Origin of the sequence: Nitrospirillum goiasense (genome assembly GCF_034427435.1) — a bacterium.
In the GTDB taxonomy this organism is placed as follows: domain Bacteria; phylum Pseudomonadota; class Alphaproteobacteria; order Azospirillales; family Azospirillaceae; genus Nitrospirillum.
This window is the reverse complement of the sequence record NZ_JAXQNP010000004.1, coordinates 256,385-272,500: the sequence shown is the minus strand read 5'-3', so window position 1 is coordinate 272,500 and position 16,116 is coordinate 256,385. Positions and strand designations below refer to the sequence as shown.

Annotated in this window: 6 protein-coding genes, 3 tRNA genes, 2 rRNA genes and 1 pseudogene (1 of these 12 running past the window's edge); 1 reads left to right on the top strand and 11 read right to left on the bottom strand. The window is 66.0% G+C overall.

The window, feature by feature from the left end; genetic code table 11:
- The 11 genes and pseudogenes from ULB03_RS23145 to ULB03_RS23095 all read right to left on the bottom strand — a co-directional run.
- Positions 1 to 9 (bottom strand): 23S ribosomal RNA (locus tag ULB03_RS23145) (it extends 2,745 nt beyond the left edge of the window).
- A gap of 298 nt (positions 10 to 307) precedes the next feature.
- Positions 308 to 383 (bottom strand) — tRNA-Ala (locus ULB03_RS23140).
- Positions 384 to 412: 29 nt separating this feature from the next.
- Positions 413 to 489, bottom strand: a tRNA-Ile gene (locus tag ULB03_RS23135).
- Positions 490 to 629: 140 nt separating this feature from the next.
- Positions 630 to 2,127: ribosomal RNA gene (locus ULB03_RS23130) — 16S ribosomal RNA — on the bottom strand.
- Together the 16S and 23S rRNA genes with 2 tRNA genes alongside form the textbook arrangement of a ribosomal RNA operon.
- A 580-nt stretch (positions 2,128 to 2,707) precedes the next feature.
- The gene (malQ, locus tag ULB03_RS23125; RefSeq protein ID WP_322485447.1) at positions 2,708 to 3,742 is read right to left on the bottom strand and encodes a 4-alpha-glucanotransferase; all 1,035 of its coding nucleotides are present in this window, start codon (positions 3,740 to 3,742) and stop codon (positions 2,708 to 2,710) included.
- Positions 3,700 to 4,599: pseudogene (locus ULB03_RS23120) on the bottom strand (4-alpha-glucanotransferase); the annotation flags it as partial. The gene malQ and the pseudogene ULB03_RS23120, both read right to left, overlap by 43 nt.
- Positions 4,590 to 6,869 (bottom strand): glycogen debranching protein GlgX, encoded by a 2,280-nt coding sequence (gene glgX, locus ULB03_RS23115; RefSeq protein WP_322485446.1) that lies wholly within the window; start codon positions 6,867 to 6,869, stop codon positions 4,590 to 4,592. The pseudogene ULB03_RS23120 and the gene glgX, both read right to left, overlap by 10 nt.
- Positions 6,870 to 6,952: 83 nt before the next feature.
- A complete protein-coding gene (gene glgA / locus ULB03_RS23110) occupies positions 6,953 to 8,407 on the bottom strand; it encodes a glycogen synthase GlgA (RefSeq protein ID WP_416211182.1) in 1,455 nt (484 codons plus the stop codon).
- Positions 8,408 to 8,420: 13 nt separating this feature from the next.
- Positions 8,421 to 9,701 (bottom strand): glucose-1-phosphate adenylyltransferase, encoded by a 1,281-nt coding sequence (gene glgC / locus ULB03_RS23105; RefSeq protein ID WP_322485445.1) that lies wholly within the window; start codon positions 9,699 to 9,701, stop codon positions 8,421 to 8,423.
- Between the two features lie 83 nt (positions 9,702 to 9,784).
- Positions 9,785 to 12,016 (bottom strand): 1,4-alpha-glucan branching protein GlgB, encoded by a 2,232-nt coding sequence (glgB, locus tag ULB03_RS23100; RefSeq protein ID WP_322485444.1) that lies wholly within the window; start codon positions 12,014 to 12,016, stop codon positions 9,785 to 9,787.
- A gap of 10 nt (positions 12,017 to 12,026) precedes the next feature.
- Positions 12,027 to 14,642, bottom strand: coding sequence for a glycogen/starch/alpha-glucan phosphorylase (locus tag ULB03_RS23095; protein ID WP_416211181.1), 2,616 nt, complete (start codon positions 14,640 to 14,642; stop codon positions 12,027 to 12,029).
- 455 nt (positions 14,643 to 15,097) lie between these two features.
- On the opposite strand from ULB03_RS23095, the gene ULB03_RS23090 reads away from it, so the two are divergent.
- Positions 15,098 to 15,173: transfer RNA gene (locus tag ULB03_RS23090), tRNA-Glu, on the top strand.
- Positions 15,174 to 16,116: the final 943 nt, after the last annotated feature.

Here is a 16,116-nt window from a genome sequence, read left to right as displayed (position 1 = left end):
CACTTGATACACCGTCAGCGCTCCCTCGCGCAGGGACAAGCCCATCGCCAGGTCACGACCGACAAAACTTCAGAAGGTCATTCACCAATCCCGCAACTCCCGTACGTCGTACGGCGTCCACGGAACCGGGAATGGTCCTCGGTTACACTAGACCCTCTTCACAATGTCCAAGACCCCTGATCCTCTCCTCGGAGACGATCAACAGGCGATCGCGATAGCGTCTCGCCTGTAATCTTTGCACAACGTCTTTTTGACAAACCCTTGTTGCTCTCTCCCAAGCCTCAACACCAGCCCGCTTAACGCTGAATGGTGGAGGCGATCGGGATCGAACCGACGACCTCATGCTTGCAAAGCACGCGCTCTCCCAACTGAGCTACGCCCCCGGAACCAATTCCGGACGCTGGGGATAGAGTGGTGGGCCAGGCAAGATTTGAACTTGCGACCTCACGCTTATCAAGCGCGCGCTCTAACCAGCTGAGCTACTAGCCCACGGGATCACGAAGCCTCAAGCCTCGCGCCGTTCTAAAGGGTCTGGAGAAGGGATGCGCCGACGGCGGAACCTACGGGCCGGTTAAAACCACGCTCACCCAAAACGGGCAAGCCGTGAACCCAGCGCAGGCAATCCTTAGAAAGGAGGTGATCCAGCCGCAGGTTCCCCTACGGCTACCTTGTTACGACTTCACCCCAGTCGCTGACCGTACCGTGGTCGGCTGCCTCCTTGCGGTTAGCGCACCGGCTTCGGGTAAAGCCAACTCCCATGGTGTGACGGGCGGTGTGTACAAGGCCCGGGAACGTATTCACCGCGGCGTGCTGATCCGCGATTACTAGCGATTCCAACTTCATGCACTCGAGTTGCAGAGTACAATCCGAACTGAGATGGCTTTTGGAGATTAGCTACCCCTCACGAGGTCGCTGCCCACTGTCACCACCATTGTAGCACGTGTGTAGCCCAGCCCATAAGGGCCATGAGGACTTGACGTCATCCCCGCCTTCCTCCGGCTTGTCACCGGCAGTTTCTCCAGAGTGCCCAACCAAATGATGGCAACTGAAGATGGGGGTTGCGCTCGTTGCGGGACTTAACCCAACATCTCACGACACGAGCTGACGACAGCCATGCAGCACCTGTCTTACCGTCCCCGAAAGGAAAAGTACGTCTCCGTACCGGTCAGTAGATGTCAAGAGCTGGTAAGGTTCTGCGCGTTGCTTCGAATTAAACCACATGCTCCACCGCTTGTGCGGGCCCCCGTCAATTCCTTTGAGTTTCAACCTTGCGGCCGTACTCCCCAGGCGGAGTGCTTAATGCGTTAGCTGCGACACCGAAGTTCTAAGAACCCCAACGTCTAGCACTCATCGTTTACGGCGTGGACTACCAGGGTATCTAATCCTGTTTGCTCCCCACGCTTTCGCGCCTCAGCGTCAGTATCGGTCCAGTGAGCCGCCTTCGCCACCGGTGTTCTTCCCAATATCTACGAATTTCACCTCTACACTGGGAATTCCACTCACCTCTCCCGAACTCAAGCCGCACAGTCTCAAGCGCAATTCCCAGGTTAAGCCCGGGGATTTCACGCCTGACTTGTGCAGCCGCCTACGCGCCCTTTACGCCCAGTAATTCCGAACAACGCTAGCCCCCTTCGTATTACCGCGGCTGCTGGCACGAAGTTAGCCGGGGCTTCTTCTCACGTTACCGTCATCATCGTCACGTGCGAAAGAGCTTTACAACCCTAAGGCCTTCATCACTCACGCGGCATTGCTGGATCAGGGTTGCCCCCATTGTCCAATATTCCCCACTGCTGCCTCCCGTAGGAGTCTGGGCCGTGTCTCAGTCCCAGTGTGGCTGATCATCCTCTCAGACCAGCTACCGATCGTCGGCTTGGTGAGCCGTTACCTCACCAACTACCTAATCGGACGCGGGCCCCTCCTTCGGCGATAAATCTTTCCCGATCAGCCTCCACGGCCAACCGGCTCATCCGGTATTAGCTCCAGTTTCCCGGAGTTATTCCGAACCAAAGGGCAGGTTCCCACGCGTTACTCACCCGTGCGCCACTAAGGCCGAAGCCTTCGTTCGACTTGCATGTGTTAGGCATGCCGCCAGCGTTCGTTCTGAGCCAGGATCAAACTCTCAGGTTCAATGCGGTATCTCATCGGCCTCGCGACCAACAAGAACCTCGACGGAAACCAACCGTAGTCGGCACCTAAACCCAAGTCCGTTCCTGTATCCCCAATCGCTCGGGGATCATTTCAGAGCATGTATTCAAGATGCGTTCTGGTCGTTTCCATGTTGCTGCCCGTACTGGGCCCATCATCGGAACCGCCGTCTGCGCATCCCTTCTCAAGACGTTCACTTGTTCAAGAACCCGTGGCCCAGACGCAAATACGCGCTCAAACCACAACCCCGTCCTTGGCCGATCCCCTGAAGGACCAACCCAAACCCGGACAGGAATGGCAAATTCCGTTTCGTCCAGCGGCGTCTCCGCCAGGACCGCCACCCCGTCATCACCAGCGTCAACCGCCAGAACTCAGGGATCGCTTCGCCGTCGCGCCGTTCGTTGTCGCCCGCCGCGTCGGTGAACGGGGTTATAGTGACCCCACCGGGGGGCTGTCTACAGAAATCTTGCAGCACCATGACGATTTTTGCCGAACCTCAAGACCCCATATATATGCTCGCGCGCCCGCGAGAATAAGGGCCACACCGCAGGATTTTGCCCACCTAATCGGAACAGGGCGACGATGAGGTCCGCCCCTGGGCGCACGCCGACAGGATGGCACGGCCTCGGTCTGACGACAGGAGGGCGTCCAAATCAGAGAACAAGCGGCGGCGCCAGTTGGGCCGCTCCCGGTCCGTGCCCGGCAGGTTCACGGCCTCCCCCTCCCCCGCCAGATCATCGGCCTGGGCCAGCATCAGGGCCGAGGGCGCCGCCGCGACGAAGGCGTGGATGGCGGCAGCCACCGCGTCGTCCAGTTCCCCATCTTCGGCGGGAAAATCGGCAGCCGGCAGCAGGCCGGCGGCGGCCACCTGATCCAGCAGGACGCACTTCTCCAGACGCCGGGCCGCCCGCGCTTCCACGGACGCGGTGTCGGTCAATAGGCCGAGGCTGCGCTTTTCCGTGATGTCGGCCCCTGTCCACCAACCAGCCAGGGTCGGCAGGTCATGGGTCGAGACGCAGGCGGCGGCGTTGGCCGGCCAGCGCACCGGGTCGCGGAAGCGATCCCCCTCCCGCTCGAACCACAGCACCCGGTAGGACAGGATACCGGCATCGGCCAGCCGCTCGCGGAAGCCTTCGGGGACGGTGCCCAAATCCTCCCCCACCACGGCGACGCCGGCGCGCTGGCTTTCCAGCAGCAGCCGGGCCAGCAAAATATCGAACGGCGCCCGGACATAGGCGCCATCGCGGCCGGAGGCGCCGTTCGGCACCCAGAACAGGCGGTTCAGGCCCATGACGTGATCGACGCGCAGCAGGCCGGCATGGCGCATGTTGGCCGCCAGCAACTCGGCGAACGCCGCCCCCGCCGTGGCCTCCTGCACCAGCGGAATGGGGGGCGGGAGGTTCCACACCTGCCCCTCGGCGGAGAACAGATCGGGCGGCGCGCCCACGGACGCGCCCAAGGCGAAGGCCCCTGGCGTCCCCCAGGTCTCCGCCCCGTCGGGGGCCGCCCCCACCGCCAGGTCGCGGTAAAAGCCGAGCCGCAGCCCCCCTGCGCTGCCGCCTGGGCAGCGGCGGCCAACTGGCGGTCCGCCAGCCATTGCAGCCAGACAGGGAAATCAGCCTCCCCGGCGGCGATGGACGCCGCGGGCGTGCGCGCAAGCTCCGGCCACGTGGCCCAGGGACCGGGATGCGTATCGGCCAGCACCTCGAACCGGGCGAAGCGCGCCAGGCTCTCGCCGCCGGCCGCGCGGAAGGCGGCCAGGTCCCGTAGGGTCGGATGGTCAGGATGACGCCGGGCCCAATCCTGGAAGCCGGCATGGGCGGCCGCCAGCGCCCGGCGCTTCAAGGCCCACACCGCCGGATAGTCGATGGCGCGACGGGCCGCCAACGTGGCCACCGCCAGGCTCTCTTTCGCCAGCAGGTTGGCCGCGGCGCCCAAGGGGTCGGCATCCCCCAAGGCGGCGATGTCGATATAGAGGGGGTCCAGGAAACGGCGATCCGAGGGATGGTAGGGGCTGGCCCGTTCCCGGTCGCCCCCGAACAGGGCATGAAGCGGATTGACGCCGATGGTGGCGGCGCCCAGGCCGCCGGCCCCGGCGCCCAGGCGGCCCAAGGTGGTGAAATCCCCCACGCCCTGGTCCCCCGGACGGCGCAAGGCATAGAGATGCGCACCGATGCCGAAGCAACGCCCATCGGCCAGCGCCGACGGCCAGTGCGCGCGGGGCGGCGCCACCACCACCGTTGCGGCCACTTCCGGCCGGTGGGCCAAAGCCAACCGGTGCACGCCCGCCGGCAGCGGCCCGATGTCCATGGTCACCGCCAAGCCGCGCCGGCCGTCAGGGGCCGTAACGGTATGACGGGCACCGTCCGGCACCCTGATCTCCCGCTCCCCTTCGCCCTCCAACTGCAGCACCAAGCCGGTGCCAGCCCCTGCTTCGGGCAGGGTCAGGCGCACCGGTTGGCCCGCAGTCGCCACCACCGTGCGGGGTAGCGGGCGGAAAGGGCCGTCGTTCGACAATTGCTCCAGCCCATCGCGCACCGCCCCATGGGTATCGGCATCCAACCCCATGGCCCCCAGCAGCGCGCGCTTACTGTCATCCGGCACCGTGTGATGGCCGCCCATCTCATCCCACCAGTCCGGGGCGATGCCGGCGGCGCGGGCGTAGCGATCCAGGAGGTCGGACGTGGGCAGGCCGCGCCGGAGCCCGGGGTCGGCAGCACGCTCGGCCAAGACGACCACGCTGCGGGCGCCCAGGGTGAAGGGGCCGGCCAGGACCACGTCCTCCCCCCACCCTCAGCACCACTGTCCAGCACCTGGTGCCAGGCGTGACCGGGCCGGTTCCAGGGAGGGACCGCCGTCCATTCCCGCCATCCCCGGTTCAGGAGGACGGCGACGCGGTCGATGGTGCCTTGCTCCGCCGGGGCGGCAAACACCGCGACCAGCGCGTCGGCGCCGCCCCAATCGCCCTCGGTCATCGCCTGGCCATCCAGGCGCAGCCATTCCACGTCGGGCACGCCATCGGACCCGGGCGCGCCCGTCAGGAAGTGGTCGGTCCGCAACGCGGGATGGTCGCGCCGCAGGGCGATGGCCCGCCGGGTGAAGTCATAGAGGCCGGTGTCGATGGCGCCGTGATCCAGCCAGTTCAGGCGATTGTCCTGGGCATAGGCGTTGTTGTTGCCGTCCTGGCTGCGTCCCGCTTCGGCCCCCATGCCCAGCATGGGCGTGCCCCGCGCCACCATCAGCGTGGCGATCAGGGCCTGCAGGTCACGGCGACGGGCGGCGATGATGGCGGGGTCGTCGCTGTCCCCCTCCACCCCATGGTTCCAGCTGGCGTTGTCGTCGGTACCGTCGCGGTTGGCCTCGCCATTGGCGTCATTATGCTTGCCCTGGTAGGCGACCAGGTCGGCCAGGCTGAAGCCGTCATGCGCGACGATGAAATTGACGCTGCGCGAGGGGCGGCGCTTGGCCCAGAACAGGTCGGACGATCCCGCCAACCGCGTGGCCAGCGCCCCCACCTTATGGTCGTCGCCACGCCAGAAGCGGCGCACGTCGTCGCGGAACTTGTCGTTCCATTCCCCCCAGACGGCGGGGAAGCCACCGGGCTGATAGCCGCCGGGGCCGATGTCCCAGGGCTCCGCGATCAGCTTGAGATCGCGTAGCACCGGATCCTGCGCCAGGGCCGACAGGAAGGGACTGTCGGGGTCGAAGCCGCTCCCGGTCCGTCCCAGGGTGGCGGCCAGGTCAAAGCGGAAGCCGTCCAGCCCCGCACGCACGGCCCAGGTACGCAAGGCGTCCAGCGCCAGGCGCATCATGGCCGGCCGGTCAACCGGCAGGGTGTTGCCGCAGCCGGTGTCGTTGACGTAATAGCGCGGATCGTCCCGGCGCAGGCGGTAGTAACGCGCGTTGTCCAGCCCACGCAGGCTGAGGGTGGGGCCCAGCTCGTCAGATTCGCCGGAGTGGTTCAGCACCACGTCCAGGATGACCTCGATGCCGGCGGCATGCAGGGCCGCCACGGCGGCGCGCACCTCCGCCCAGCCGCCCGGGGCCAGGCGGGGATCGGGTGCGTGGAAGGCGATGGGGTTGTAGCCCCAGGCGTTGGTGAGCCCCAACGGCGGCAGGTGGCGCTCATCCACCCAGGCCATGGCCGGCAGGATCTCCAGCGTGGTCACACCCAGGCGCTTCAGATAGTCCACGGCCGCGGGGTGGCCCAAACCGCCGAACGTGCCCCGTATCGCCTCGGGCACCCGCTCATGCAGGGCGGTGAAGCCCTTCACCTGGCATTCGTAAACCACGGTCCGGTCCCAGGGGACCCGGGGGCGCATCACGGGGCCGGGATCGACGGGCGCCTCCACCACCGCCTTGGGCACATACCGGGCGCTGTCAACCTGGTCGGCGCCCAGATCGGCATCGGCATCGCCCAGCCGGTGGCTGAACTGGCTGGGATGCAGGACGAAGGGACCATCCAGGCGGGTGGCGTACGGGTCCAGCAGCAGCTTCGCCGGGTTGAAGCGATGGCCGGCGCGGGGGTCGAAGGGCCCGTGGGCGCGCAGGCCGTAGCGCTGTCCCGCCACCACGCCGGCCACGAAGCCATGAAAGACATCGCCCGTCCGCTCCGTCAGCGACACCCGCGCCACCTCCGCCCCGCCCTCGAATAGGCAGAGGTCGATGGCCGTGGCGTGGGCGGAATAGACGGCGACGTTGATGCCACCGTCCACGACGCTCACGCCCAAGGGCTCAGGCTGGCCGGGGCCATCAGCCCGACGGCGCGGCGCCTGACCCGCAGAAAAATCGTCCATGGGAGCGCCGCTCACGGGCCACGTTCCTGAAGCAGGTCGCGGTAGAGCGCGGCATAGCGCCGGGCGGGGATGCTCCAGGAAACGTCCGTGGCCATGGCGTTGCGCCGCAGGCGCTTCCACACCGCCGGGTCGGCATAGAGGCCGGCGGTGCGCTGTATCGCCCCCTCCAGCGCCAGGGTCGAGGTGGGCTGGAACCGCACGCCGGTGCCGACGCCGGCGGCCACCGCCATCTCGTTGGCGTCGATCACCGTGTCGGCCAGGCCGCCCACGCTGGACACCACGGGGATGGCGCCATAGCGCAGGGCATAGAGCTGGGTCAGGCCGCAGGGCTCGAAGCGGGAGGGCACGATCAGCGCCTCCGCCCCGCCTTGGATGAGATGGGCCAGCGGCTCGTCATAGCCGATGACACAGCCGATGCGGCCGGGGTGGGCGGCGGCGGCGTTGCGGTAACCGCGCTCCAGCGCCGGCTCCCCCGCCCCCAGCAGCACCAGTTGGCCACCCGCGGCGATCAGGGTGGGGATGGCCTCCAGCAGCAGATCCAGCCCCTTCTGCCAGGACAGGCGGCTGACCACCCCGAACAGCAGGGCGTTGGGGTCGGTCGCCAGGCCGAAACGCTCCTGCAGCGCCGCCTTGGCCGCCGCCCGGCCCTTGAGCTGCTTGGCCGAAAACGGGGCGGGCAGGAAGGAATCGCTGGCCGGGTCCCAGATGGCGGTGTCCACGCCGTTGATGATGCCCGACAGATGGGCGGACCGGGCGCGCAGCAGCCCGTCCAGGCCCATGCCGGCGTCCCGCCCGCGGATTTCCTGGGCATAGGTGGGGGACACCGTGGTGATGCGGTCGGCCAGTTGCAGCCCCGCCTTGAGATACCCCACGGCGCCGTAATACTCGACCCCCTCCATGCCGAAGGAATGCGGCGGCAGGCCCAGGCGAGGCAGCAGCGTCGCCTCGAACTGCCCCTGGAAAGCCAGGTTATGCACCGTCATCACTGTGGCCGGGCGCCGCCAGCCATCATAGGTCAGGTAGGCTGGCGCCAGACCCGCCTGCCAGTCATGGGCATGGACGATATCGGGTTGCGGAACACCGCCCCGGCCCAGCCCGATTTCCGCCGCCGCGCGGGATAGGGCCGCGAAGCGCAAGGCGTTGTCCTGCCAATCCCGGCCGTCCGGTCCGATATAGGGGTTGCCCGAGCGGGCGAAGAGATGCGGCGCGTCCACCACGATGAGGGACAAACCATGGGCCGAGCCCGCCACCAGCCGGGCGGGGCCGCCGAACAGGTCGGCGAAGGCATGCACCTCCCGTCCCTCGCGCAGGGCCTCGGTCACGGTGGGATAGCCCGGCACCAGGGTGGTGACGGCCACATCCTCCGCCGCCAGGGCACCCGGAAGGGCCCCGACGACATCCGCCAGCCCCCCGGTCTTGATCAGGGGGAACACCTCCGAGGCGACCGAGAGTACGGAAATCGGCATGGGCATCTATCCTTCAGGCCTTCAGGCGATCGATCATGGCTTGGGTGATGAGGCAGACGCCGTTGGACGTGCGCCGGAAGCGCCGCGCGTCCTCCTCCGGATCCTCCCCCACCACCAGGCCGGAGGGGATGGTGACGCCGCGGTCGACGACCACCCCGGTCAGCCGCGCCGACCGGGCGACGTCGACATAGGGCAGCAGCACCGCGTTTTCGACGGAGGAGAAGGAGTTCACGCGCACGCCGGTGAACAACAGCGACCGCTTCAGCGACGCGCCGGAGACGATGCAGCCGCCCGACACCAGGGAGGAGATGGCCTGGCCGCGCCGCCCTTCCTCGTCATGGACGAACTTCGCGGGCGGCGTGATCTCGCTGTAGGTCCAGATGGGCCAGTCGTTGTCATACAGATCCAGGTCCGGCACCAGGTCGGTCAGGTCCAGATTGGCCTCGGCATAGGCGTCGACCGTGCCGACATCGCGCCAGTAGGGCTGGGCCTCGGAACTGGAGCGGACGCAGGAGCGGGAGAAGTGGTGGGCCACCGCCTTCCCGTGCTTCACGATGTAGGGGATGATGTCCTTGCCGAAATCGCGGGAGGACCCGGGCTCCGCGGCGTCGCGGCGCAACTGGTCGAACAGGAACTCGGTGTTGAAGACATAGATGCCCATGGACGCCAGGCAGCGGTCCGTCGACCCCGGCATGGTGGGCGGATCCTTGGGCTTTTCCACGAAGGAAATGATGCGATCGTGCGCATCCACATGCATCACGCCGAAGCTGCGGGCCTCATCCTTGGAGACCTCGAGGCAGCCCACCGTGACATCGGCGCCAGAGTCGACGTGCTGCTGCAGCATCAACTCGTAATCCATCTTGTAGATATGGTCGCCAGCCAGGATGACCATGTAACGCGGCTCATAATCCTGGATGATGTCCAGGTTCTGGTACACGGCATCGGCCGTGCCCTCGTACCAATGCTCCTCAGACACACGCTGGGACGCCGGCAGGATGTCGAAGCTCTCGTTCCGTTCCGGGCGGAAGAAGTTCCAGCCGTGCTGCAGGTGGCGGATCAGGCTGTGCGCCTTGTACTGGGTGGCGACACCGATGCGGCGGATGCCCGAGTTCAGCGCGTTGGACAGCGCGAAGTCGATGATGCGCGATTTGCCGCCGAAATAGACGGCGGGCTTGGCCCGGCGGTCGGTCAGTTCCATGAGGCGGGACCCGCGGCCACCAGCCAAGACGTAGGCCATGGCATGTCGGGCCAGCGGTCCCCTGCCGACAAAACGGTCACTGGATGCCCTGGTCATACGTTTAACGGGGCCTGTCACGGTCTTTCCCTCCCTGGGGCGGCTGTTGGCACCGCCCGTCATTGTCAAATCATCCCGTCTCGTCAGCCTTGATACCCGTCAAGGGCTAGCCACAGCGTCGCCAGCGGCGGCAGCGTCACCTCGGCCGACGCCGGCAGGCCATGCGATGGCTGGTCCGTGGCCATGACGGCGCCCAGGTTGCCCATGCCGGACCCACCATAGGCGGCCGCATCCGTGTTCAGGATTTCCAGCCACCGGCCCGCCGCCGGCAGGCCGACGCGATAGGCCGGGCGTGGCACGGGGGTGAAGTTGCACAGCACGGCCACCGGCCGCGCCCCCTGGCCCGAGGCTGGGTCCGCGAAGCGCAAGAAGGCGATCACCGACTGCTCACGGTCATCCACCACGCTCCAGCGGAAGCCGTCGGGCAGGCAGTCCGTCTGGTGCAGGGCCCCTTCGCGGCGGTAACCGGCGTTCAAGTCGCGGATCAGGCGGCGCAGCCCCTCATGCCGGGCGTCGCCCAGCAGATGCCAATCCAGCCCCTGTTCGAAATTCCATTCGGCGCGCTGGCCGAATTCCTGCCCCATGAACAGCAGCTTCTTGCCAGGATGGCCCCACATGAAGGCGTAGTAGGCCCGGGCGGTGGCAAACTTCTGCCAGTCGTCGCCGGGTATCTTCTCGATGATGGAGCGCTTGCCGTAGACCACCTCGTCATGGCTGAGCGGCAGGACGAAGTTTTCGGAAAAGGCGTAGAGCAAGCCGAAAGTCAGCTTGTCATGGTGCCATTTGCGGTGCACCGGCTCCTTGGACACGTAATCCAGCGTGTCGTGCATCCACCCCATGTTCCATTTGAAGCCGAAGCCCAGGCCGCCGGCATGGGCGGGCTGCGACACGCCGGGCCAGGAGGTGGACTCCTCCGCCACCGTCATGGCGCCGGGATGCTCGCCATAGACCAGGGTGTTGATGGTGCGCAGGAAGGCGACCGCCTCCAGGTTCTGGTTCCCGCCCTCCCGGTTGGGGATCCACTCCCCCTCCTTGCGGGAATAGTCGAGGTAGAGCATGGAGGCGACGGCATCGACGCGCAGGCCATCGACATGGAAGCGGTCCAGCCAGTAGAGGGCGTTGGCCGCCAGATAGTTCACCACCTCGCGCCGGCCAAAGTTGTAGATGGCGGTCTTCCAATCGGGGTGGAAGCCCTGGCGGGGATCCTGGTGCTCATACAAAGCCGTGCCATCGAACCGGGCCAGGCCGTGCACGTCCGTGGGGAAATGGGCCGGGACCCAATCCAGCAAAACCCCCAGCCCAGCGCGGTGCGCCCGGTCGACCAGGCGGGCGAAACCGTCGGGCGTGCCGAAGCGGGCCGTGGGCGCGAACAGCCCGATGGGCTGGTAGCCCCAGGACGGATCGAAGGGAAATTCGGAAATGGGCAGGAATTCCAGATGGGTGAAGCCCATGTCGGCGGCGTAGGGCACCAGCTGGTCCGCCAGTTCATCCCAGGTGAGGTAGCGTCCACCCTCCCCCCGCCGCCAGGAGCCCAGATGGACCTCATAGATGCTGATGGGCGTGCGGCGCGCGTCCATGGTTTTCAGATGCGCCATGTGGGCGTCATCCGCCCAATCGAACCGGTCCGTCCGGGCAACGACGCTGGCGGTGGAGGGGCGCAGCTCGCTGGCGAAACCGAAGGGATCGGCCTTCAGGGGCAGGACGGTGTTGTCGGCGCCCACGATCTCGTACTTGTAGATCGCGCCCTCCGCCAGCCCGGGGGCGAAAATCTCCCACACGCCGCTGTCGACGCGCCGGCGCATCTGATGGCGCCGGCCATCCCAGGCGTTGAAGTCACCCACCACGGACACCCGCCGGGCGTTCGGGGCCCAAACGGCGAAATGCACGCCGGGCACGCCCTCGTGCTCCTTGGGATGGGCGCCCAGTTTCTCATACAGCTGCTTATGCGTGCCTTCGGCGAACAGGTAATCATCGGTCGGGCCCAGGATGGGGCCGAAGCCATAGGGGTCGTCGAACTCCCAACCTCCGCCGGCATTGGCGCACCTCAGGCGGTAGCGGAAACGGCCCTTGCGCCCCGTCACCTTGCCCTCAAACACGCCGCCGTCATGCACGCGGGTCAGGGCCGCGATGACGCCGCTGTCCGCGTCCACGGCCTCCACCGTCTCCGCCCCCGGGACGAAGGCGCGAATGACCGTGCCCCGTCCCACCGTGTGCGGCCCCAGCACGCCGAACGGATCGTCATGCCGGGCACCCAGCAGGGCGCCAATATCCTCCGGGTCCGCCGTCCAGCCTAAGCCGCCTTTCGCCCGCGCCATCAGCCCTTCCTCAACCGGCGCTCGGGAGCGCCGGCTTGGGCAGGCCCCAGATGTCGGTGGCGTATTCCGCGATGGCCCGGTCGGAAGAGAAGAAGCCCATGCGCGCTGTGTTGATGATGGCGGAGCGCCACCAAGCCGGCGTGTCGTGCCAACGCGCGTCCACCGCGCGCTGGGCGGTGTAATAGGCGTCGAAGTCAGCCGCCACCATGAAGTAATCGTGGTAGCGCACGGCGTTGACCAGATCGCCGAAGCGCCCGGTATCACCTGGCGAGAACACGCCGGAGCCGACGGCGTCCAGCACCTCCTCCAGCTTGGGCGAGGCGGCGATGACGTCGGCCATGTCGATGCCCTTGCGCCGCCGCTCATCCACCTGCTCGGTGGTCAGGCCGAAGATGAAGATGTTGTCGTCACCGACATGCTCGCGGATTTCGACGTTGGCGCCGTCCAACGTGCCGATGGTCAGGGCGCCGTTCAGCGCCAGCTTCATGTTGCCGGTGCCCGACGCCTCCATGCCTGCGGTGGAGATCTGTTCCGACAGGTCGGCGGCGGGGATGATGGCCTCCGCCAGGCTGACGTTGTAGTTGGGCAAGAAGACCACCTTCAGCAGGCGGCGCACCACCGGGTCGCGGTTGACCACGCGGGCGACGTCGTTGGCCAACTTGATGATCAGCTTGGCCTGATGATAGCTGGCGGCGGCCTTGCCGGCGAAGATCTTGACCCGTGGCACCCAGTTGCCGCCAGGGTTGGCGCGGATGGCGTCGTACAGCGCCACGATCTCCAGGATATTCAGCAGCTGGCGCTTATATTCGTGGATGCGCTTGATCTGCACATCGAACAGGGCGTCGGGGCTGACCGAGACATCCAGGCGGCGGCGGATCAGGTTGGCCAGTTCCGCCTTCTTGGCGCGGCGAATGGCGCGGAACTTGTCCACGACGGCGGCGTCGCCGGCATACTTCTCGAAGTCCGCCAGGGCCATGGGATCGTCCATGACCTTGGGGCCGCAGCAGTCCACCAGCAGTTGGGTCAGGCCGGGGTTGGCCTCGAACAGCCAGCGGCGGAAGGTGATGCCGTTGGTCTTGTTGACGATGCGATCAGGATAGAAGCGATCCAGCTGGTGGAACAGGGTGCGCTTGACCAGGTCAGAATGCAGGGCCGAGACGCCATTGATCTTGTGGGAACCGACGAAGGCCAGGTTGCCCATGCGCACGCGCCGGCCGTGCGTCTCATCGATCAGGGAAAGTTCGGACAGCACGCCGCCGTCATGCTCGCCCCGGGACCGCACGGTATCCAAATGGCGGGCGTTGATCATGTAGATGATCTGCATGTGCCGGGGCAGCAACCGTTCCATCAGCGGAACGGGCCAGCTTTCCAGCGCCTCGGGCAACAGGGTGTGGTTGGTATAGGAGAACACGGCCGTGGTGATCTCCCACGCGTGGTCCCAGTCGAAATCCTCCAGATCGATCAGCACCCGCATGAGTTCGGCGATGGCGATGGCCGGATGGGTGTCGTTCAGCTGGATCGCCACCTTTTCCGGCAACAGTTCCAGGTCGCCATGGTGCTGCTTGTGCCGGCGGATGATGTCCTGCATGGAGGCGGACACGAAGAAGTATTCCTGGCGCAGGCGCAGTTCCTGGCCGGCCGGGGTGGCGTCACTGGGATACAGCACCTTGGAAATGGCTTCCAGCCGCACACGGGCGGCCAGGGCGCCGACATGGTCCCCCTGGTTGAAGGCGTCCAGCCGCAGGGCATCCGGCGCGCGGGCGGACCACAGGCGCAGGGTGTTGACGTGGCGGGCCCGCCATCCGGGAACCGGCGTGTCGAAGGCGATGGCGTCCACCGTCTCCTCCGGCCGCCAGTAGTGGCGGGTCACTTCCTCATTGACTTCGACCGTCTCCACCGTGCCGCCGAAGCCGACGGAATAGTCGACCTCCGGCCGCTCGAACTCCCAGGGGTTGCCGAAGGTCAGCCAGTTTTCCGGATATTCCCGCTGCCAACCGTCCTTGATGGCTTGGCGGAACAGGCCGTGGTCATAGCGGATGCCATAACCATGCGCGGCGATCTGCAGCGTCGCCATGCTTTCCATGAAGCAGGCGGCCAGGCGGCCGAGGCCGCCATTACCCAGGGCGGCGTCCGGCTCGATCTTGCGCAATTCATCGAGGTCGACGCCCAGGCTTTCCAGGGCCTCGCGCACCGGCTCCGTCAGGCCGGTCTCCATCAGCGCGTCGACCAGCAGGCGGCCGATCAGGAATTCCAGCGACAGGTAATAGACCCGCTTGCGCTTGGATTCGTAGGTGGCGCGGGTGGAGGCCATCCACTGGTCCACGATGCGGTCGCGCACCGCCAATGTGGTGGCGATGAACCAGTCGCGCTTGCTGGCCACCTCGGGGTTCTTGCCCACGGCGTACATCAGCTTGGCGACGATGGCGGCCCGCATCGCGTCGCTATCCACAGGTGCCGCGTCCGCCGGCGCTGGTGCGGGCACCCCCTGTTCCATGGCCAAGCCCCCGGCGGTCAGGTCCCCGGCGGTCAGGCTGCCGTCGCCGCCGGGCCCCTCTTTCGGGGAACTGGCCGAGGGGACAACCTCCGCGGTATCGGGAGAGGCGGGCGGAACAGGCTCATCAATCACGCTGTCGATCCTTTCAAGAGAAGAAGACATCGCTGCGCCAGCTTTGCATGTCCGCTGCACCGCGACAACAGGGACTCGCATGAAGGAATTAGGGCACAACCACACCGGGTCACGCCGTTGATAACGCGCTCCTTTGCGGCAACCAACCGCGCCATCCCCTTGTTCGGGGGAATGTCGCAGCGCGGCCGTCAGCGACGCGCCCTAATCTTGTGGCCGGCCACAGCGCCAGCACAAACCAACCCCAGAAGCCCCAGCCAGTCCCAGAAGCCCCAGAACGAGAGCCCCATGGATGAGGCCGGGTATGAACCGCCAAGACCACGCTCTGGTTCCCATCCCTCTTTGCCCCGAGCGAAAAGGGGCCGCGCGCGCCCATGCGCCATGGCTTTAAATTTTTCTGAAATAAAGCCTTGACCCGCTCAGGGCCTTCGCGTACATCACCGGCCTCACACGGCCTCGTCCCCTTCGTCTAGAGGCCTAGGACACCGCCCTCTCACGGCGGTAACAGGGGTTCGAATCCCCTAGGGGACGCCACACTTCCAGCCCTTTAGCTGGATTTTGCGGGACAATCACGGGGCAGTTTTCCTCAGCGACCATCGCGAGGATCTTCATCCCGTGGCCACCATCACTCCCCGGCAGAACTGAGACGGCCAGGCCATCGGCTACCAGGCCAAGGTCCGCCACATCGGTCACAAGCCCGTCTCCAAGACCTTCGAGAAGCGCCGCGATGCCGAACGCTGGGCGGAGTCCATCGAGACCGACATGGACCGGCACGTCTTCCAGGACTAGGGCCAGGCCGATGAAACCTCCCTGCCCCCCCTCCGCCGCCTCAGCGACCTCCCCCCGCAGAACAATCGCGAGCTTCCGCGACCGCATGCTGGCCGCCGACTAGGCCCCCGCCACGGTCGTGCGGCGCATGAAGCTCATCGCCATCGCGCGCGGGGTCGGGAGTGGAGCATCCACCTGCCGTCCAATCCCGCCGAAGCCAAGTTGACCGCCCGCCCGCTACATGACGCACCTGTTCGACATGCGCTGCCGCGAGAACGGCGTCGAGCGCTGGCTTACAAAGGTGAGGCATCTGCAAATGTCGGCATAATAGTCCAAACTATTCACGCTCAGTTCAATCCATAAAAGTCCAGAACCAAACACCTAATTATCTGGAACAAACACGTTTCTTAGAGAAAAAACAATGACGTATCCAAAATTATTACCATAGTCTGGGATAAGCATTGGAAAATTTGGCGAACCATGGCGCATAAATCACCTTTCTCGCAAGAATTTCACACACTTCCGCAGAATTAGAGGAATTAAACAGAATTGATCAATGTACTTCTCAGCGCGGGGAGATTACCCCGAAAGCGGTAGTCCAGGCCCCATGAAAGTCCGTGACGTAAACGGCCCATGGGAAGCCAAGCGCCTTTCCCGCCATGGGGGTTGGGGAGCGCCTGGCGGTCTGGCGGTGGTTGGGGGATGTTGG

Excerpts from the sequence above, each read along its gene's own strand:
- malQ (WP_322485447.1), bottom strand. The coding sequence starts at position 3,742 with ATGGCTGGCGGACCGCCAGTTGGCCGCCGCTGCCCAGGCGGCAGCGCA.
- glgA (WP_416211182.1), bottom strand. The coding sequence starts at position 8,407 with ATGCCGATTTCCGTACTCTCGGTCGCCTCGGAGGTGTTCCCCCTGATC.
- glgC (WP_322485445.1), bottom strand. The coding sequence starts at position 9,701 with ATGACCAGGGCATCCAGTGACCGTTTTGTCGGCAGGGGACCGCTGGCC.
- glgB (WP_322485444.1), bottom strand. The coding sequence starts at position 12,016 with ATGGCGCGGGCGAAAGGCGGCTTAGGCTGGACGGCGGACCCGGAGGAT.